This window comes from Terrabacter sp. 2TAF16 (assembly GCF_052115065.1).
In the GTDB taxonomy this organism is placed as follows: Bacteria; Actinomycetota; Actinomycetes; order Actinomycetales; family Dermatophilaceae; genus Terrabacter.
In genome coordinates, this window is the sequence record NZ_JBFRFZ010000005.1 from 47837 (window position 1) to 66425 (window position 18589).

General features: G+C 71.1%; 18 protein-coding genes and 1 tRNA gene. 9 read left to right on the forward strand and 10 right to left on the reverse strand.

Annotated features, from left to right (window positions below):
* Window positions 1–616 precede the first annotated feature (616 nt).
* On the forward strand, window positions 617–1588 hold the full coding sequence (locus tag AB4Z14_RS07450) for a zinc metalloprotease (protein WP_442274662.1): 972 nt from the start codon (window positions 617–619) through the stop codon (window positions 1586–1588).
* Window positions 1589–1687: 99 nt separating this feature from the next.
* On the opposite strand, the gene AB4Z14_RS07455 is transcribed toward AB4Z14_RS07450, so the two are convergent.
* The gene (locus AB4Z14_RS07455) at window positions 1688–2494 is read right to left on the reverse strand and encodes a maleylpyruvate isomerase family mycothiol-dependent enzyme (protein ID WP_442274663.1); all 807 of its coding nucleotides are present in this window, start codon (window positions 2492–2494) and stop codon (window positions 1688–1690) included.
* Between the two features lie 339 nt (window positions 2495–2833).
* Here AB4Z14_RS07455 and AB4Z14_RS07460 point away from each other — a divergent pair, with 339 nt between their 5' ends.
* The 5 genes from AB4Z14_RS07460 to AB4Z14_RS07480 all read left to right on the forward strand — a co-directional run bounded on the left by AB4Z14_RS07460 (window position 2834) and on the right by AB4Z14_RS07480 (window position 7749).
* Window positions 2834–4186, forward strand: coding sequence for a M23 family metallopeptidase (locus AB4Z14_RS07460; protein WP_442274664.1), 1353 nt, complete (start codon window positions 2834–2836; stop codon window positions 4184–4186).
* A gap of 227 nt (window positions 4187–4413) precedes the next feature.
* Window positions 4414–5142, forward strand: coding sequence for an amino acid ABC transporter ATP-binding protein (locus AB4Z14_RS07465; RefSeq protein ID WP_442274875.1), 729 nt, complete (start codon window positions 4414–4416; stop codon window positions 5140–5142).
* A 95-nt stretch (window positions 5143–5237) separates the two neighbouring features.
* The gene (locus AB4Z14_RS07470; RefSeq protein ID WP_056780055.1) at window positions 5238–6071 is read left to right on the forward strand and encodes a glutamate ABC transporter substrate-binding protein; all 834 of its coding nucleotides are present in this window, start codon (window positions 5238–5240) and stop codon (window positions 6069–6071) included.
* A gap of 119 nt (window positions 6072–6190) precedes the next feature.
* Entirely contained in the window at window positions 6191–6868 is a 678-nt protein-coding gene (locus AB4Z14_RS07475) for an amino acid ABC transporter permease (RefSeq protein ID WP_056780058.1), read from the forward strand.
* Window positions 6865–7749, forward strand: coding sequence for an amino acid ABC transporter permease (locus tag AB4Z14_RS07480; RefSeq protein ID WP_442274665.1), 885 nt, complete (start codon window positions 6865–6867; stop codon window positions 7747–7749). The genes AB4Z14_RS07475 and AB4Z14_RS07480 overlap by 4 nt, the downstream gene beginning before the upstream one ends.
* 69 nt (window positions 7750–7818) lie before the next feature.
* Here the strand turns inward: AB4Z14_RS07480 and AB4Z14_RS07485 are convergent.
* The 4 genes from AB4Z14_RS07485 to AB4Z14_RS07500 all read right to left on the reverse strand — a co-directional run bounded on the left by AB4Z14_RS07485 (window position 7819) and on the right by AB4Z14_RS07500 (window position 11740).
* A tRNA-Asn gene (locus tag AB4Z14_RS07485) sits at window positions 7819–7891 on the reverse strand.
* A 106-nt stretch (window positions 7892–7997) separates the two neighbouring features.
* Window positions 7998–8516 (reverse strand): hypothetical protein, encoded by a 519-nt coding sequence (locus tag AB4Z14_RS07490; protein ID WP_442274666.1) that lies wholly within the window; start codon window positions 8514–8516, stop codon window positions 7998–8000.
* Window positions 8516–10459, reverse strand: coding sequence for a DNA primase (gene dnaG, locus AB4Z14_RS07495; protein ID WP_442274667.1), 1944 nt, complete (start codon window positions 10457–10459; stop codon window positions 8516–8518). Before dnaG ends, AB4Z14_RS07490 begins: the two co-directional genes overlap by 1 nt.
* A 51-nt stretch (window positions 10460–10510) precedes the next feature.
* Complete coding sequence (locus tag AB4Z14_RS07500) at window positions 10511–11740, reverse strand: deoxyguanosinetriphosphate triphosphohydrolase (protein ID WP_442274668.1); 1230 nt, start codon at window positions 11738–11740, stop codon at window positions 10511–10513.
* Window positions 11741–11842: 102 nt separating this feature from the next.
* Here AB4Z14_RS07500 and AB4Z14_RS07505 point away from each other — a divergent pair, with 102 nt between their 5' ends.
* Window positions 11843–11974: a hypothetical protein gene (locus AB4Z14_RS07505; RefSeq protein WP_020142547.1), complete on the forward strand. Its 132-nt coding sequence runs from the start codon at window positions 11843–11845 to the stop codon at window positions 11972–11974.
* A 45-nt stretch (window positions 11975–12019) separates the two neighbouring features.
* Here AB4Z14_RS07505 and AB4Z14_RS07510 read toward each other — a convergent pair whose 3' ends face one another.
* Window positions 12020–12658, reverse strand: a complete 639-nt coding sequence (locus AB4Z14_RS07510; protein WP_056780075.1) for a YdeI/OmpD-associated family protein — start codon at window positions 12656–12658, stop codon at window positions 12020–12022.
* A gap of 45 nt (window positions 12659–12703) precedes the next feature.
* Between AB4Z14_RS07510 and AB4Z14_RS07515 the strand changes: the two genes are divergently transcribed.
* On the forward strand, window positions 12704–13408 hold the full coding sequence (locus AB4Z14_RS07515) for a hypothetical protein (protein ID WP_442274669.1): 705 nt from the start codon (window positions 12704–12706) through the stop codon (window positions 13406–13408).
* Window positions 13409–13411: 3 nt separating this feature from the next.
* Here AB4Z14_RS07515 and dusB read toward each other — a convergent pair whose 3' ends face one another.
* Together dusB and AB4Z14_RS07525 are read right to left on the reverse strand one after the other, a co-directional pair.
* The gene (gene dusB / locus AB4Z14_RS07520) at window positions 13412–14644 is read right to left on the reverse strand and encodes a tRNA dihydrouridine synthase DusB (protein WP_442274876.1); all 1233 of its coding nucleotides are present in this window, start codon (window positions 14642–14644) and stop codon (window positions 13412–13414) included.
* Between the two features lie 30 nt (window positions 14645–14674).
* Complete coding sequence (locus AB4Z14_RS07525) at window positions 14675–15403, reverse strand: alpha/beta fold hydrolase (RefSeq protein WP_442274670.1); 729 nt, start codon at window positions 15401–15403, stop codon at window positions 14675–14677.
* Window positions 15404–15428: 25 nt separating this feature from the next.
* On the opposite strand from AB4Z14_RS07525, the gene AB4Z14_RS07530 reads away from it, so the two are divergent.
* Window positions 15429–16268, forward strand: coding sequence for a sulfurtransferase (locus tag AB4Z14_RS07530; protein WP_442274671.1), 840 nt, complete (start codon window positions 15429–15431; stop codon window positions 16266–16268).
* A gap of 147 nt (window positions 16269–16415) precedes the next feature.
* Here the strand turns inward: AB4Z14_RS07530 and AB4Z14_RS07535 are convergent, their stop codons facing one another.
* Window positions 16416–16979, reverse strand: coding sequence for a HEAT repeat domain-containing protein (locus AB4Z14_RS07535; RefSeq protein WP_442274672.1), 564 nt, complete (start codon window positions 16977–16979; stop codon window positions 16416–16418).
* Between the two features lie 160 nt (window positions 16980–17139).
* Window positions 17140–18534, reverse strand: a complete 1395-nt coding sequence (locus tag AB4Z14_RS07540) for a glycine--tRNA ligase (protein ID WP_442274673.1) — start codon at window positions 18532–18534, stop codon at window positions 17140–17142.
* Window positions 18535–18589 lie beyond the last annotated feature (55 nt).

Below are 18589 nucleotides of genomic sequence, written 5' to 3' on the forward strand. Positions count from 1 at the left end.
CCAGTCCTGCACCGAGTGGCCCGCTCGCAGACCGGTCGGCACCCGGACGGTGTTGAGGGGAGAGCACGGACCCGGGGGTGGGAGTCGCGCCCGGTGCTCGTCGACCACGAGGGCCGCGCCGTCCGCCGGGGCGCGCCGACCCTTCTCCCGAGAAGGGGCCTGCGGGCCCTGCCCCCAGTGTCCACCCGCGCCGGCACGTCCCGTGAGGAAACCGCACAGATCGGGGCAGTCAGGACACCGACCCGCCACGGGCCACGACGTCGCCGGACAGCGGTCGGGGCGGGTCCCGCCGACTCCCCCGGCAGAACCCGCCCCGTCCTCACCCCCCAGCCGGCTCCCCCGCCGGTCCTACCCCGACCCGTCCCCCCACGGTGCTGTCGGGCTTCCTCCCCCACGACGACCACTGTGCCGTGCGGACTGCAAGATCGAAACCCCCCAAAAGCCGTGGTTTCCGCAAGATTGCCGCAAGCCGGGCGACGGGATCCGTCGTGTCACAGGGCTCGGGCCGACCGTTCCGCCCGGTCAAACTTCGTGACCGGCCAAGGCCCCGTGGAGACCCCGGCGCGGAGTAGGTTCCGAGAACTGCACGCCGGGGCCACCACAGGGGAGATCACGTATGCCACGCAAGCCCGCCCTCCGCTGGATGGCCGTCACCGCCGCCGCGTTCAGCGTCGTCGCCGCCGGGTCGTCCGGCGCGACGGTCAGCGCCGCTCCGACCGGTGCCACCCACGCCCCCACGGAGGCCTCGCCCGGTGCGGCCGCGTGCGAGACGGCGCCCGACGTGGCGCGCGTCCGTGCCGGCAGCACCGCCAAGGAGCCGGAGCTCTACTCCACGAACGAGGCGAACGCATACGGCGTCGTCAAGGACGCGCCACGGATGTCCAACGGCAGCGTCCACGTCCCGACGGTCTTCCACGTCGTCTCCGACCACGCGCTCTCGGTCACCGAGAAGGCACGCTGGCAGCGACTCATCACCGCGCAGATGACGGTGCTCAACAACTCGTACAGCGGCAGGACCGCCCCGGGTGCGGCCGACTCACCGTTCCGCTTCTCGCTGGCGAAGATCGACTACACCGTCAACGCGCAGTGGTACACCGTCACGCCGGGCAAGACCGAGCGCGACATGAAGAAGGCGCTCTACACGGGCAACTCCGAGACGCTCAACGTCTACTCCGCGAACATCGGCGGGGGTCTGCTCGGCTGGGCCTACTTCCCCAAGGGCTACAACAACGGCCGCGACTTCATCGACGGCGTCGTCATGCTCGACGAGTCGATGCCCGGCGGCACGGCCGGCAAGTACGCCGAAGGTGACACGCTGACCCACGAGGTCGGCCACTGGCTCATGCTCGAGCACACCTTCAAGGGTGCCTGCTCCGCCAGCGGCGACTTCGTGGCCGACACCCCGCGGGAGGCCGTCCCGCAGTTCGACTGCCCCACGGGGGCCGACACGTGCAGCGCGCCCGGACTCGACCCGATCCACAACTTCATGGACTACACGCAGGACTCGTGCATGAACATGTTCACCCACGGCCAGGTCGAGCGGATGAACGACGCCTGGGTCGCCTTCCGCAAGGTCCGGACGACCTGACGGTCGCTGCGCCGCAGGGCAGATGGCGTATGCCATGTGCTGCGGACGTCGGAGCCCGCCGGCCCCGKGGCCGGCGGGCTCCGACGCGTTCGGGTCGGGTCAGAAGCCCGGGAAGACCGCCCGCAGCGCCGGCAGGTGCTCGGCGCCGGTGACGTCGTCGGGCGTGTGCTCGTCGTCGAGGCGGCCGTAGACGAGGCGAACGAGCGACTCCGCAGGCAGCACCACGTCGATGGTGTCGGCCGAGGGCCCTCCGCCGGACGTCGTCGCGGCGGCCTCGTCGACGGGCTCGAGGCGGATCGCGTCCGCGTCGACGTCGAGCCGGAAGCGCCGCTCGGTCCCCTGCGTGCCGACGACGACCGAGGTGGGGCCGACGTCCGCCGACGGCCGGCCGGCGAAGGCGACCGTGCCCGGCAGCCGGTCGACGAGCAGGTCCACGGCCTCGGGCCCCACGGTGGCGGCGGGGTCGAGGACCACCTCGACGTCCCACGTGTGCACGGCGTGCTCGGCCAGCCGGGCGGCGGCGACCCCCGAGAGGTCGGACGGGCCGCCGAAGAGCTCGACCTCGAACGGCGCTCCGGACGAGGCGACCTCCTCGAGCCGCGCGACGAAGCGGTCGTTGGCCACGACGCTCTCGCTGACCTGGTCGGCCGGCGCCATGGCGTCCCACCGCGCCCACACGGCCTTGAAGGCGTCGCCGTCCGGGGCGGCGCCGTCGGCGAGGCCCGCGTCGAGGAAGAGGCCGAAGATCTCGGCCTGGCTCCCGAGGTGGGACGCGACCTGGGCGATGCTCCAGTCGGCGGGGTAGGCCCTGCTCTCGTACTGCTGCGGCTCGACGCGGTCGAGGACGCCGCGGAGCCTTTCGTGAGACGTGCGGACGGCATCGATCCAGGCTGCCTGCGGGGTCATTGCTGGCTCCAACTGCTCTACGGGATACGGTCTCAAGCGCCAACCGCCCGACGGCGTCCCCGATTCCCGACCGGCCGAGAGACGGACATTGTCCCCATCAGTCACATACGTCACCGATTCCCGACGCATTTTCGCGGGAACCGCCCCCTGCACATCGGCCCGACCTATGGTGGTCGTGACCGGCCGGTCAGGACGTGGGGGCGTTCGTGGGGGCCTTCCGGTTGCGGCGGCGCGACCGCCGGGAGAGTGTCGATGGTGACAGTGGGTGTGCCTCGAGGGGGTGGCTTGACGGTGACAGATGCCAATGAGCGCAGCGGTCCGTTCGTCCTGAACATCAGGATGAGCGGTCGACTCGTGCCTTTCGCGACGATGCTGCTCCTCTTCGCCCTGCTGCCGTTCCTCGGGGGCAGCACCCCCCAGACCCCGACCGCCTCGGTCGTGCTCGCGGCCGGCTCACCGGCCGCGGTCCAGGACGCCATCGCCGTCGTCGGCCAGGCCCGCAAGGAGCTGACCGGATCGGTCACCGGCTCGCCGACGGTCGCCCTCGCCCCGGTCGACTCCGCGTTCAGCGCCGCCATCGGAGGCGGCCTCTTCATGTTCCCGGCCATCAGCCTGGCACCCGCCACGGCCCAGGCCATCGCGGCCCCGATCATCGGCCGCCCTCTGTTCATCCACCCGGTCCCCGGCGGCGAGACCTCGCCCTTCGGGCCGCGCATCCACCCGCTCCTCGGCCGCCCGATGTTCCACACGGGCATCGACCTCGCCGCGGCCTGCGGGACCCCGATCCACGCGGCCGCCGACGGCACGGTCATCTACGCCCGCGTCTCCGCGTCCTGGGGTGGACGCACGATCATCGAGCACACCCCGACGCTCAAGACGGCCTACGGCCACCAGTCGAAGTTCCTCGTCACCGAGGGTCAGCACGTCAAGCAGGGCCAGGTCATCGGCCTGAGCGGCACGACCGGATGGTCGACCGGGTGCCACCTGCACTTCGACGTCATCGTCAACGACCGCTACGTCGACCCTGCGCCGTACCTCGGCTTCGCGCCGTCAGCCACGGCCTCCGTGCCGTATGCCGTCGTCCCGCACCTCGTGCTCGACCCGGGCGGCCGCGTCATCCGGACCGTCGCCGACGGCGACGTGCCGATCCCCCAGGCGACGCAGGCCCCGAGCGACACGACGAGCACGGGCGGTCGGCCGCCGACCTCGACCCCGACCACGTCGCAGCCCGGGACCACGACGGTCATTCCGACGACGGTCATTCCGACGACGCGTCCCTCGACGACGACGAGCGCCCCGAGCCCGACGACCACGTCGAAGCCCACGACCACCAAGCCGTCGCCCACCACGACGACGAGCGCGCCGTCCACGACGGTCCCGCCGCCGACGACCCCCGCCCCGGCCACGAGCACGACGACGACCGCCCCGCCGAGCACGACCACGGCCGACCCGCCTCCCGTGACCACGAGCGACCCGCCGCCCCCGCCCCCGCCGCCGTCGTCGTCGGTGGCTCCGAGTGCTCCTGCGGCCGCCCCGGTCGCGGCAGACCCCACGCCGACGGCCACCGTGACGGAGACGGCGACCCAGGTCCTGAAGACCGCCACGGAGGTCGCGACCGCGATCGCCACGGCCATCGACACCTCGACGAGCCAGCCCACCGACTCGTCGACGACGGCCGCGGTCGGTCCCTGAGCGGGACGCCCAGTGGCCCCGGCCCTGCGGGCCGGGTGACGGCTGACCGGTCCGTTTTCGGTCTCGGACCGGGTGCGCGTGCTTCGACGGCACTCCTCACGATTCGAGCACGCTCGGCGCGGAGGGTGCTCGACGGTCCCCGGAGCCGATAGGTTTCCGGCATGGACGACGTGAACCCCGACACCGCGGCGCCGAGCGATCGCACCCCGGACACGCCTCGTGACCCCATGGTCGTCATCGACGGCGTCAACAAGCACTTCGGCGACCTGCATGTGCTGCGCGACATCAACCTCACGGTCGGCAAGGGCGAGGTGGTCGTCGTCCTCGGACCGTCCGGCTCCGGCAAGTCGACGCTGTGCCGCGCCATCAACCGGCTCGAGACCATCGAGTCGGGCACCATCTCGATCGACGGCAAGGCCCTGCCCGAGGAGGGCAAGCCGCTCGCGCAGCTGCGCGCCGACGTCGGCATGGTCTTCCAGTCCTTCAACCTCTTCGCGCACAAGACGATCCGCGACAACGTGACGCTCGGACCGATCAAGGTCCGCAAGAAGTCCAAGTCCGACGCGGACAAGCAGGCGACCGACCTGCTCAAGCGCGTCGGCGTCGAGGCCCAGGCCGACAAGTACCCCGCGCAGCTCTCTGGCGGACAGCAGCAGCGTGTCGCCATCGCGCGCTCCCTCGCCATGGGGCCCAAGGTCATGCTCTTCGACGAGCCCACCTCAGCCCTCGACCCGGAGATGGTCAACGAGGTCCTCGACGTCATGGTCGGCCTCGCCAAGGAGGGCATGACGATGATCGTCGTCACCCATGAGATGGGCTTCGCCCGCAAGGCGGCCGACCGGGTCGTCTTCATGGCCGACGGCCAGATCGTCGAGACCGGCACGCCGCAGGAGTTCTTCACCCACCCGAAGAGCGACCGTGCCAAGGACTTCCTCGGCAAGATCCTCACCCACTGACCCACCCACCGAACCCGCTCACCCCACGGGACCTAGCGACAGGGAGCGGCACGCAGCACCGCGTGCCGCGAGCAACCACTCAGGGAGGAACCCAGATGAAGGCACGACGAATCGGAGCAGTAGCTGCGGCTGCGACACTGGCTCTCACGCTCGCCGCGTGTGGCTCCGGCACCAGCGGGGGCGACGCCGGCAGCGGCGACGCGCTCAAGATCGGCATCAAGTTCGACCAGCCCGGCCTCGGCCTCAAGAAGGGCACCGAGTACACCGGCATGGACATCGACGTCGCCAAGTACGTCGCCAAGGAGCTCGGCACCTCCGAGGACAAGATCACCTGGGTGCAGGCGCCCAGCGCCCAGCGCGAGGACCTCATCTCCACCGGTCAGGTGAAGTTCATCGTGGCGACGTACTCCATCACCGACGCGCGCAAGGAGAAGGTCTCCTTCGCCGGCCCCTACTTCGTCGCAGGACAGGACCTCCTCGTCCGCGCCGACGACACGTCGATCACCGGTCCGGACAGCCTCAACGGCAAGAAGCTCTGCTCGGTCAAGGGCTCGACCTCCGCCCAGAAGGTCAAGGACAAGTTCGCCCAGACGGTGCAGCTGCAGGAGTTCGGGACGTACTCCGAGTGTCTGCCCGCTCTCGCCACCGGCGGCGTCGACGCTCTGACGACCGACGACGCCATTCTCGCCGGCTTCGCGGCCCAGCCCGAGAACAAGGGCAAGTTCAAGCTCGTCGGCAAGCCGTTCTCGACAGAGAACTACGGGATCGGCCTGAAGAAGGGCGACACGGCCCTCTGCCAGAAGATCACGGACGCGATCAAGAAGATGCAGAGCGACGGCTCCCTGCAGAAGGCCATCGACGCCAACCTCGGCCCGGCCAACTACAAGCCCGGCCCGGGCAACCCGCCCACGCCGGCTGCGTGCTCCTGACCGACTCCCACCTCGAGGGCGGGTCGCTCACCACACGGTGCGCGGCCCGTCCTCGGCGGGGGCCGGCACTCCGACCCGTGAACCCCTGACCCACTGACTCGACAGCGGAAAGGAGCGTCGTGCTCGACATCCTCGAGAAGTACGACATCCTCGGCGCGTTCTGGATGACCATCAGGCTCGCCTTCTTCTCGGCGATCGGCGCTCTCGTGATCGGCACCGTGCTCGCGGTGATGCGGGTGTCGCCGGTGGCGATCCTGCGCCGTCTGGGCGCGTTCTACGTCAACACGGTGCGCAACACCCCGCTGACGTTGCTCATCTTCTTCTCCATCGCCGGCCCGTACTACATCCTGCAGATCAGCCTCACCGATAAGAACTCACCGACAGCGCTCGTGGACAACGGCATCCGGTGGGCCATCGTCGCGCTCGCCGTCTACCACGCGGCCTTCGTCTGCGAGGCATTGCGCAGCGGCGTCAACACCGTTCCGCTCGGTCAGGCCGAGGCCGCCCGCTCGATCGGTCTCACCTTCGGCCAGAGCCTGCGCGAGGTCATCCTCCCGCAGGCCTTCCGCGGGGCAGTCGCCCCACTGGGTTCGGTGCTCATCGCGCTGACCAAGAACACGACCGTCGCCTCCGTCATCGGCGTCGCGGAGGCCTCGCTACTCATGAGCGAGATCATCGAGAACGAGACGGCGAGCGTCACGGTCTTCCTCGTCTTCGCGCTCGGCTTCGTCGTCCTCACGCTTCCCGTCGGCGTGTTCTTCACCTCGCTCTCGCGTCGTCTGGCGGTGAAGCGATGAGCGCCGAGTCCGTTCTGTTCGACGCCCCCGGGCCCCGGGCCCGGCGGCGGCACGCGATCCTCACCGTCTTCGGCGTGGTGCTCGCCGTCGCCACCATCGGCGCCGTGCTGTGGAAGTTCAAGGCCCAGGGCCAGCTGGAACCCGAGATGTGGACCGTGCTGTTCAGCGCCGACGTGTGGACGCAGTACATCGTCCCGGGACTGATCAAGACGCTCGAGGCCGCCGCGATCTCCATCGTCCTCGCCCTGGCCTTCGGGCTCATCTTCGGCATGGGCCGGCTGTCGCAGCACCGGGCGCTGCGCTGGGTGTGCGGCGTCATCGTGGAGTTCTTCCGGTCCGTGCCCGTGCTGCTGATGATGTACTTCACGTACTCGTACTTCTCGAGCAACGGCGTCTTCACGAGCGAGATCAACCCACTCGCTGCCGTCGTGACCGCCCTGACGCTCTACAACGGCTCGGTGATCGCCGAGCTGGTCCGGTCGGGTGTGTTCAGCCTGCCGAAGGGCCAGGCCGAAGCGGGCGTGTCGATCGGCCTCACGCCTCCTCAAGTGATGCGGTCGATCCAGCTGCCGCAAGCCCTCACCGCGATGCTGCCGGCACTCGTCGGGCAGCTCGTCGTGATCCTCAAGGACACCGCGCTGGGCACGGCGGTGCTCTACCCCGAGCTGCTCCAGGCGGCGCGCGACATCGGCACCGGCTACAGCAACACGATCCCGGCCTACATCTTCGTCGCGATCATCTTCATCCTGATCAACTACAGCCTGACGGTGGTTGCCGGCCGGGTGGAGCGCCGCCTCAGCCGCCGCGGACGCGGGCCCCGCAAGGGCGCACAGGCAACAGGCGTGGTCGGTGCCGACGCGGCGGGGACCCCGACCCGCTGACGCGACCCGACGACACGGCATACGAGAAGGGCCCCSACACCAGCGGTGTCGGGGCCCTTCTGCTCGGTGCTCCCCCGATTGGACTCGAACCAATAACCTGCCGGTTAACAGCCGGCTGCTCTGCCAATTGAGCTACAGGGGAATGCTGCTGCGCAACCATAGCAAAGCATCAGCGCCGTCGAGAAATCGGGTTCGGCGGGTCGCCGACGACGTCCGGACGAGCCTGCGGGACGCCGTGCGGGCACCCGTCAGAGCCCCACCTCGGAGCGCAGCCGGGCCATCCGCTCGGCGGCTTCACGAGCAACCTGCGGGTCGCTGAGGTCGGCGCCCTTGCCCGGGATCGTCTGCTCGAGCAGGGCGCCGCTGGCCAGGTCCTGGCGGATCACGACGCGCACCGTGCGGCGCCCGGCGGTGCGGAACTCGTCGGCGAGCACCACGCTCGCCTGCAGCCGCTCACGCAGGGTCTGCTGGAGGAGCGAGGGCTCCGTCAGGTGCCAGCCCGCCGGGACGCCCTGGTCGACCCACGTGACCGTGAGTCGGGACGACTCGCCCTGCCACGTGCCGGACTCGGCCTCGTGCCAGGCGCGGCGCCAGACGAGCCCGCCGTCGGCGTCGACGAGGACCAGGTGGTAGGTCGTCGCGACGACGTGCGCTCCGCTCGTCTCGTCACGGGACCAGGCGAGCACCAGCTCGCCCGGGTCGAGCGGGACCACCGCGCGGACGTCCGCGGGCAGCGCCGGTCGACGCCGCCGCTCGAAGAGGGCCATCAGCCCATCCCCGCCTTGATCGCCGCGAGCTCGCGCTGGAGCGTCTGCAGCTGGATGCCGAGCTCACGGGTGCGCTCGGGTGACGGTGTCTCGGCGTGGTCGAGCCGGCGCATCTCGCTCATCGAGTCGGCGATCTGGCGCGTCAGGGCGATGGTGCGCACCCGGTCGAAGAGCTCGTCGACGTAGCGCGACGTGGGCAGTCCGGTCGAGGCGTCCATCCGCGTCGGCAGGGTGTCGACGGCGAGCTCGCTGACGAGTCCGGCGACGGGCGACGGGGCGGCCTCGGTGACGGCCGAGGTCCAGGCGCGGGCGTTGCCCTTGTCGCCGCTGTGGTGGGCGATGCGGATGCCGTCGAAGACTGCTCGGTGTGCCGGCGCCGAGAAGGCGTCGGGGGTCAGCAGGTCGATGGCCCCCGGCTTGAAGACGGTCGGGAACTGGAGCAGCACCTGGAGCAGCTGCCGCTCGGCGTGGACGACGGGGTCGCGACGGTCGGGCACCGGCATGCCTCCACCGTCGGCCACGTGCGGTTCGGCGTCGTCGCGGCGCTCGCCTCGGTCGGTGCCGTTCCGCTCGCTCCGTTCGCTCCGCGCGTCCTCGTCGACCTTGATCTTTCCCGCGCGCGAGACCTCGGTGGCGACCTGCTCGACGTCGAGCCCGAGCATCCCGGACACCTCGCGGGTGTATTCGGGCCGCAGCGACTGGTCACGGATCGAGGCGATGATCGGCGCCACCGCGCGGACGGCCTGGATGCGGCCCTCCGCCGTCGCGACGTCGAAGCGCTTGATCGTCGTGCGCACCGCGAACTCGAACATCGGGACGGCGTCCTCGATGAGCGCCTGCACGGCGGGGTCTCCTCCGGCCTGGCGCAGCTCGCACGGGTCCTTGCCCGACTTCTCGACGGCGACGAACGACTGCGAGGTCCACTTCTCGTCGTCGGCGAAGGCGCGCATGGCCGCCTTCTGGCCGGCGGCGTCACCGTCGAAGGTGAAGATCACCTTGGCGGGCGCGAGGCCGGCCTCGTCACGCATGAGGCGACGCAGGGTCTTGATGTGGTCCGCGCCGAAGGCCGTGCCACACGTGGCGACGGCCGTCTCGACGCCGGCGAGGTGGCAGGCCATGACGTCGGTGTAGCCCTCGACGACGACGGCCTGACGGCCCTGCGAGATCTTCTTCTTGGCGAGGTCGAGGCCGTAGAGCACGGTCGACTTCTTGTAGATCGGCGTCTCGGACGTGTTGAGGTACTTCGCCTCGACGCGGTCGTCGTCGAAGATCCGGCGCGCGCCGAAGCCGACGGTGTCGCCCGTGATGTCCCGGATCGGCCAGACAAGACGCCCGCGAAAGCGGTCGTAGAGTCCGCGCGCACCGCGTCCGGCGATGCCGCCCGTGACGAGCTCGTCGTCGGTGAAGCCCTTGGCGCGCAGGTGGCGCACCAGGTCCTCTCCGCCGCGCGGCGCGAAGCCGATGCCGAACTGCTTGACGTGCTCGCTGTTGAAGTCACGGGCGCGGAGGAAGTCACGGGCCTGCCGAGCCTGGCCACCGGGCGCGAGGAGCAGCCCGGTGTAGTACTCCTCGGCGACGCGGTGGGCCTCGACGAGCCGGCTGCGGCGGCCGAGCCCCTCCTCGCGCGGCCGGTCGCCGTTCTCGTAGCGCAGCTCCATGCCGAGCTTCTGCGCGAGCCGCTCGACGGCCTCGGAGAAGCTGAGGTGGTCGACCTTCTGGATGAAGGAGATGACGTCGCCGCCCTCGCCGCAGCCGAAGCAGTGCCACGCACCGACGGCCGGGCGGATGTTGAACGACGGCGACTTCTCGTCGTGGAAGGGACACAGGCCCTTGAGCGACCCCGGACCGGCGGAGCGAAGCGTCACGTGCTCGCGCACGACGTCCTCGATGGACGACCGCGCCTTGACCGCCGCGATGTCCTCGCTGTTGATCAGCCCCGCCATCTGCCTCCTGTCGCCATCCGTGATTCTAGGTGCTCGCCCGGGTGCGGCCGGTCACCGGCACCACCGGCTGTGGAGGGAGAGCGCCCGGACGTCGGTGAGCGAGGCCACCTGGTCGACGACGACGCGCAGCCGCTCCCCGTCGTCGGCGGCCGCCTCGTGGTCGAGCCGGAAGGCCACGTCGAGGCGCTCCTCGGGCGCGGCGACATACGCCTCGACGACGGCGCGCACGACGTCGCGCTGGCCCGACATGATCGCCAGGCGCTCGTCGGTGGTCATGACGAAGTGGTTCGCGATCGCCTTGAGCACGGAGCACTCGGCGCGCGTGTCGTCGGGCACGACGAGGTCGGCCTCGAAGCGGCACAGCTCGCCCGGCCCGTGCCGCTCGCGCGTGGCCTGCTCGACGACGAGCACGAAGTGGCCGATGAGCCGGCTCGTCATGTCCTTGAGGCGCGCGAGGTCACCCCGCGAGCCGTCATATGCCGTCGGTACCGCTCCCGAGGCGAGGATGCGTTCCAGCGCGTCCCCGAGCGCGTCGGCGCCGAGGTCGGGCGCGTAGGTGCGGCCCGCGACGTCGATGACGTCGGCCATGTCGCGCGAGTGGAGCAGCCGGGGGTCGATCCAGCCCGAGGCGATCGCGTCCTCGACGTCGTGGACGGAGTAGGCGACGTCGTCGGACCAGTCCATGACCTCGGCCTCGAGGCATCGACGCTGCGGCTGCGCGCCGTCGCGGATCCACTCGAAGACGGGCAGGTCGGACGGGTAGACGCCGAACTTGTGGGTCTCGTAGGGGCCGTCACCGCGCACCCACGGGTACTTCGTCGTCGCGTCGAGGCTCGCCCGCGTCAGGTTCAGCCCGGCGGACGTGCCGTCGGGGTGCGCCCGTTTGGCCTCGAGCCTCGTCAGCAGGCGCAGCGTCTGCGCGTTGCCCTCGAAGCCGCCGATCCCCGAGGCGATCTCGTCGAGGACCGTCTCTCCGTTGTGCCCGAAGGGCGGGTGGCCGAGGTCGTGGGCCAGGCACGCGGTGTCGACGACATCGGCGTTGCAGCCGAGGGCGGCCCCGAACTCACGGCCGATCTGCGCGACCTCGAGCGAGTGGGTCAGCCGGTTGCGGACGAAGTCGTCGTGGCCGGGGGCGAGCACCTGGGTCTTGGCGGCGAGCCGCCGCAGCGACGACGAGTGCACGACCCGCGCCCGGTCGCGGGCGAAGTCGTCACGGTCGGCGCGCTTCTGGGCAGGGTCCTCCGCGACCCAACGCTCCCGGTCCCGACCCTCGTAGCCCACACCGGAACTCTATGCGGCGCGGCGCGGCCGACCACGGCGCCGCTCCCGGGGCGCATACTTCAGGGATGGAGCCGCTCAGGCTTCCAAACTCAGGAGCGCGCCATGGGCGACAAGTCACCGAAGTCCCACATGTCCACGAAGGCCAGATCGCTCAAGGAGAAGCGTGCCGACAAGCACGCGAAGTCCGCCGCCAAGGACCACACCGAGATCATCCCGCCCAAGGCCAAGCGCTGACCACGGTCTGACGCGGGCACGGACCCGGTCCCACCTCGGCGCGGCTCAACCGAGCTCGGCCTGCATGCGTCGCACCCAGGCCGGCTCGGTGCCGTAGCGCTGCGTCTTGATGAGGCGCAGGTGGGAGCAGTCGTCGACGAGCTCGGCCATGCGCTTGTCGCGGGTGGCCTCCTGCTTGGCCGTGAGCACCCAGTTCGTGGCGAGCTTGCGGTAGGACGGTGTCGCGCCGTCCCAGAAGGCCGAGGCGCGGGGATCGGCGCGCAGCATCGCCTCGTAGTCGTCGGACCAGGTGAGCTCGCGGTTCTCGTAGGCGTAGACGCCGGAGCGGTCCTCGCGTCGCTTCGCGAAGGCGGCGAGCCCGGCCGGACGCATGCGCCCGGCGGCGGTGAGCTCGGCGACGGCGTTGATGTTGATGGCGCTCCAGTTGCTGCCCGACTTGCGCGGGGTCCACCGCTGGCGCACCGCGTCCTCGTCGATGCGCTGGGCCATCGAGTCGATCCAGCCGAAGCAGAGGGCCTCGCGCACGGCGTCGGCCCACTGCAGCCCGCGGGGCTCGACGTGCTTCTTGTTGAGGCCCATCCACAGCTCGCTGGCGCTCTCGTGGTGCGCCTCGAGCCAGGCCCGGAAGTCCTCCGCGTCGTCGAAGAAGGTCGCGGGCCGCTCGCCCGATCCGCCCTGTCGCATGCCCCGATCCTGCCACCGGCCACCGACGCTGGGAGGATCGTCGGCGTGACCGACCGGATCCTGCTCGCCGCCCGCAACAACGCCCTCTGGTGCGACGCCGTCGCTCGCTCGCACGGTGTCGCGTGCACCGTCGACGACGTGGCGTGGACGGCGTCCACGCGCACGCCGCCCTACTACCCCGACGCCGTGACGCTGTCGCCGGACGCCGGGGAGTACGACGTGCTCGCGCGCGTCGACGACTCGGACGGCTGCTCGGTCAAGGACTCGTGGTCGCGTCTGGACCTGTCGATGGAGGACTTCGCCCGGCTCGTCGTGGGTGAGTGGGTCTGGCTCGACCTCTTCGGACCGGCGCGGCCCGCTCCCCCCGGCCGCTGGCAGCGCGTCACGACGCCCGACGCGATGGCGGCCTGGGTGCGCGCGTGGGCGAGCGACCCCGACGCCGAGGCGATCCTGCGCCCGTCACTCCTCGACGAGCCCGGCGTCACGTTCCTCGCGCAGCGCGCGTCCGACGACCGGCAGGCCCCTGTCGTCGCGGGTGCGATCGTCAACGTGACGGGTGACGTCGCCGGTCTGGGCAACGTCTTCGCGCTCGACGGCGACGTGGAGCGGGCCTGGGGCGCGGCCGCTGCTGCGGCACGTGACGTCGTGGGCGGCATACCCCTGGTCGGCTGGGAGGCCGGCGCAAGCGTCGACGCAGCGGTCGCGGCCGGCTGTGAGCGGATCGGCCCGCTCAGCGTCTGGCTGAAGTGAGGCTCAGCCGCCGCTGACCGACAGCTCGGCCTCGGCGATGGTGCGCCGGTGCTCCTCGGAGAGCTCGCGCGACTCGAGCCAGCGGTCGGGCAGCGCGACGGTGCGCGACGACCCCGCCCGCCCGCGCTGGCCTTCGGCGGCCTCGCCCGGCCACGACACGTCGGGGTCGAGCGTCGCGAGCAGGCGGTCGAGCGCCGCCATCGAGTCGACGAGCGCGAGCGAGTTGCGGATCGTCGAGCCGGCCGGGAATCCCTTGAGGTACCAAGCGATGTGCTTGCGGATGTCACGGCAGGCGCGCTCCTCCTCGCCGTAGAAGTCGCACAGGTAGGCCGTGTGCGTCCGGAGCGTCTCGGCGACCTCCCCGAGCGTCGGCGTCACCCGCGCAGAGGTGCCGGCGAAGGCGGCCGCGAGATCAGTGAAGAGCCACGGGCGCCCGAGGCAGCCGCGCCCGACGACGACGCCGTCGCAGCCGGTCTCGCGCACCATGCGCAGGGCGTCCTCGGCCGACCAGATGTCGCCGTTGCCGAGCACGGGGATGCTCGTCACGGTCTCCTTGAGCATCCGGATGGCGCTCCAGTCAGCAGTGCCCGAGTACGCCTGTGCGGCGGTGCGGCCGTGCAGGGCGACGGCCGCGACGCCCTCGGCCTCGGCGGTCAGGCCCGCGTCGAGGAAGGTGAGATGGACGTCGTCGATCCCCTTGCGCATCTTGACGGTGACCGGGATGTCGCGCTTGGCGCCCTCCTCGACGACGGCCCCGACGATGGCCTTGAAGAGGTCCTTCTTCCACGGCAGGGCGGAGCCGCCGCCCTTGCGGGTGACCTTCGGGACGGGGCAGCCGAAGTTGAGGTCGATGTGGTCGGCCCGGTCCTCGCTGACGAGCATCCGGGCGGCGGCGCGCGCGGTGGCGGGGTCGACGCTGTAGAGCTGGATGGAGCGGGGGTTCTCGTCGGGGTCGTGCTCGATGAGGCGCATCGACTCGGGGGTGCGCTCGACGAGGGCGCGGGAGGTGATCATCTCGCTGACGTAGAGGCTCGTCGCGCCGCTCGCACCTCCGATCGCGCGGCCCTCGTTGCCGTACTCCCGGCACAGTCGGCGGAAGGCACGGTTCGTGATGCCGGCCATCGGCGCGAGCACGACGGGTGACTCGATGACGTGGCGGCCGATGCGCAGCGGGGGCAGCACGGCACCCGTCGCGTCTGCGGGGGCGGCCTCACCGGCCTGCGTCACGGGGGTCATCACGTCGGTCACGGGCTCGATTGTCCCCGATCAGGCGCGCCCGGCCGAATCGGTGACCCTGCGGGCGAAGCGCAGCAGGGCATCGGCAAAGGCCACGGGCTGGTCGAGGCCGGACAGGTGCCCGGCCCGGCGGACGATCTCCTCGCGCGCGCTCGGGCACGCGCGCAGGTAGGCCCCGGCCCCGATCCGCAGCTGGTCGAACTGGCCGTTGAGGAGCAGCACCGGGCACTGCACGTGCTCGAGCATCGACGGTCGGCAGAGCGCCATGACCTCCCGCCAGGCTGTCGCTGTCGGGGCGAAGAAGTAGCCGCCGGCGATGACGGGGTCGATGCGCTCGGGCGGGTAGAGCCGGTGCAGGACGCGGTCGTTGACGCGTGTCATCCGCTCGGCGCCGAGTCGGTCCGTCAGCGCCGCGACACCCCGGTAGACGGCGGCCCCCGGACCGGTCGGGACCGCGCTGGACCCGGCGAGGACGAGCCCGTCGAGCGTGTCGGGGCGGGCCGCGGCATACGCCATCGCGGCGTAGCCGCCGAGCGAGTGACCGACGAGCACGACGGGGCTGCCGGCGGGGACGGCCGCCACCGCCTCGCCGATGACGTCCGCGCACCGCGCGAGCGTGAAGTCCTCGTCTGCGCGGGCGCCGTGCCCGGGCAGGTCGACGAGAGTCAGGTCGACGTGGTCGCGCAGGAGCGGCACCTGGGGCGCCCACTGGGTGCTCGACAGGCGCGACCCGTGCACGAGGACCAGGTGAGCACGCACACGGCGAGGATGCCACGATGGCCCGGTGACCCACCTCATCACCGCCACCGAGCTCGCCCACGAGATCGAGGACGTCGTCATGCTCGACGTCCGCTGGGCACTGACGACGGCCAACACGTCTGCGGGGCGGACCGACTACGACGCGGGCCACGTCCCCGGCGCCTACTTCGTCGACCTCGACGCCGAGCTCGCCGCACGCCCGGGTGACGGCGGGCGCCACCCCCTCCCGGACCCCGCCGTCGTCGAGGCGCTGCTCCGCCGCGCCGGCATCACCGCGCACACCCGTGTCGTCACGTACGACGGCAAGGAGTCGTATGCCGCCGCGCGGGCCTGGTGGGTGCTGCGCTGGGTGGGCATCGCCGACGTCCGGGTGCTCGACGGGGGGTATGCCGCGTGGCTGGCGGCCGGACTTCCCGTCTCGACCGAGGAGCCCGCCGACCGGCACGGCGACGTCGAGGTGCGGCCGGGTCACCTGCCGACGCTCGACGCCGCCGGTGCGGCCGCCCTGGCCCGCGACGGGCTCCTCCTCGACGCTCGGGCGGCTGAGCGCTACGCCGGCGAGACCGAGCCGATCGACCCCGTGGCCGGACACGTCCCGGGAGCGCTCAACAGCCCCACGGCCGCGTGGATCACCGCCGACGGCACCTTCCGCCGGGACCTGGCCGAGCACTGGGGGCGGGTGCGCGCCGGTCACGACGTCGGAGGCGGCGCCGTCGGCGTCTACTGCGGGTCGGGGGTGACCGCAGCCCACGAGATGCTCGCACTGGCCGAGCTCGCCGTCGACGCCGTGCTCTACCCCGGCTCGTGGAGCGAGTGGATCCGCGATCCTGCGCGGCCGGTCGCGACCGGCCACTCCCCCGGCTGAGCTCCCCGACTGTCGGAACCTGCTCCGCTTTCCGGAGCAGGATCCGAGTCCCCGCCGGATTGGTCCGGCAGCTCGCCTATCGGAACCTGCTCCGCTTTCCGGAGCAGGATGCGACGGGTGACTGGCATGGCACATCCCTCTGGTGGTTCAGAGATCGCGGTCGAGGCGTCGCTCGAGCCTGCTGAGTGCTCGCGCGGCCGCGGCGCGGACGGTCTCGTACGGGTCGTCCAACGCCTTGTGCAGGGCGGCGGCGTGCTCTCCCTCGCCGGTGACCGCGAGGACACGAGCGGCGGCAGCCCTGACCCTGGGTACGGCATCCGTCGTGACGAGGTCGGCGCAGGTCTCGGCCGCGGGACCCACCTCCCAGCGGGCCGCGACCTTCGCGCACATCTCGCGGACCCGCCAGGCCGGATCACCCAGTGCCGCAACGACATCCGGTCCAGAAGGCTCGGTCCAGACGTAGAGCAGGGTGCGGGCGGCCCACACCCGGGACCAGTAGCGGGTGGCATCGTCGAGGTGGTCCGGCGAGCCCCAACCGGACGCGACCTGACCGCCGACCCAGCCGATGTCGGGCAGGTCGGGGTCGCCCCACGCCGCGCGCCCGGCGAGCAGGTCGGCGCACCATGACGTCAGCACCTCGTCGCCAAGCGCGTCGGCGGCCGCTCGCGCCCGGTCGCCGGGCGTGGCGCGCAGCACCTCGGGATCGACCATGCCGGCAGTATGCCGTCGATCCCGGACGTCCTGCGCCCGGGACGGACCGGACCGCGGCGACCTGACCGACCGACCCGCGGCTGGCACGGCACCCCGGACGGACGTATGCCGCCCACCCGGATGGGCGGACGGCATACGTCAGCGGTGCGGTGTCGGTGCGTCAGCAGCCGATGAGTCGCTGCGCGAGGTAGCCCTCGACCTGGTCGAGGGCGACGCGCTCCTGGGCCATCGAGTCACGCTCGCGGATCGTCACGGCGTGGTCCTCGAGCGTGTCGAAGTCGACGGTGATGCAGAACGGCGTGCCGATCTCGTCGTGACGGCGGTAGCGCTTGCCGATGGCGCCGGCGTCGTCGAAGTCGATGTTCCAGTGCTTGCGCAGGGTGGCCGCGAGGTCACGGGCCTTGGGCGAGAGGTCGGCGTTGCGCGAGAGCGGCAGCACCGCGGCCTTGACCGGCGCCAGTCGCGGGTCGAGGCGCAGCACGACGCGCTTGTCGACGCCACCCTTGGTGTTGGGGGCCTCGTCCTCGTGGTACGCGTCGACGAGGAAGGTCATGAGCGAGCGCGACAGACCTGCTGCGGGCTCGATGACGTAGGGGGTGTACTTCTCGCCCGTCTGCTGGTCGAAGTAGACGAGGTCGGTGCCCGAGTGCAAACTGTGCGTCGACAGGTCGAAGTCCGTGCGGTTGGCGATGCCCTCGAGCTCGCCCCACTCCGAGCCGGCGAAGTTGAAGCGGTACTCGATGTCGACGGTGCGCTTCGAGTAGTGCGAGAGCTTCTCGGGTGCGTGCTCGTAGTGGCGCAGGTTGTCGGGGTTGATGCCGAGGTCGACGTACCAGCGGGTGCGCTCCTCGAGCCAGTACTGGAGCCACTCGTCGTCCTCGCCCGGCTTGACGAAGAACTCCATCTCCATCTGCTCGAACTCGCGGGTGCGGAAGATGAAGTTGCCCGGCGTGATCTCGTTGCGGAAGCTCTTGCCGGTCTGGGCGATGCCGAACGGCGGCTTCTTGCGCGAGGCCTGCATGACGTTGTTGAAGTTGACGAAGATGCCCTGGGCGGTCTCGGGGCGCAGGTAGTGCAGGCCCGACTCGTCCTCGATGACGCCGAGGTAGGTCTTCAGCATCATGTTGAACTCGCGCGGCGCGGTCCACTGGCCCTTGGTGCCACAGTCGGGGCACACGATGTCGGACATCGGGATCGAGTCGGGGTCCTCGATGCCCTTCTTCTCGGCGAGCGCCTCCTGAAGGTGGTCCTGGCGGCGGCGCTTGTGGCAGCTGAGGCACTCGACGAGGGGGTCGGTGAAGGTGCCGACGTGGCCCGAGGCGACCCACGTCTCGCGCGGGAGGATGATCGAGGAGTCGAGGCCGACGACGTCGTCGCGGCTCGTCACCATCGACTTCCACCACTGACGGCGGATGTTCTCCTTGAGCTCGACGCCGAGGGGGCCGTAGTCCCAGGCAGACCGGGTGCCTCCGTAGATGTCACCGCTCGGGAAGACGAAGCCCCTGCGCTTGCAGAGGCTGACGACGGTGTCCACGATGGAAGTCTGCTTGGCCATGCGGGACAGGTTATCGGGCCGCCGCCACTGCTTTGCCACGCGTCCGGGGTATGCC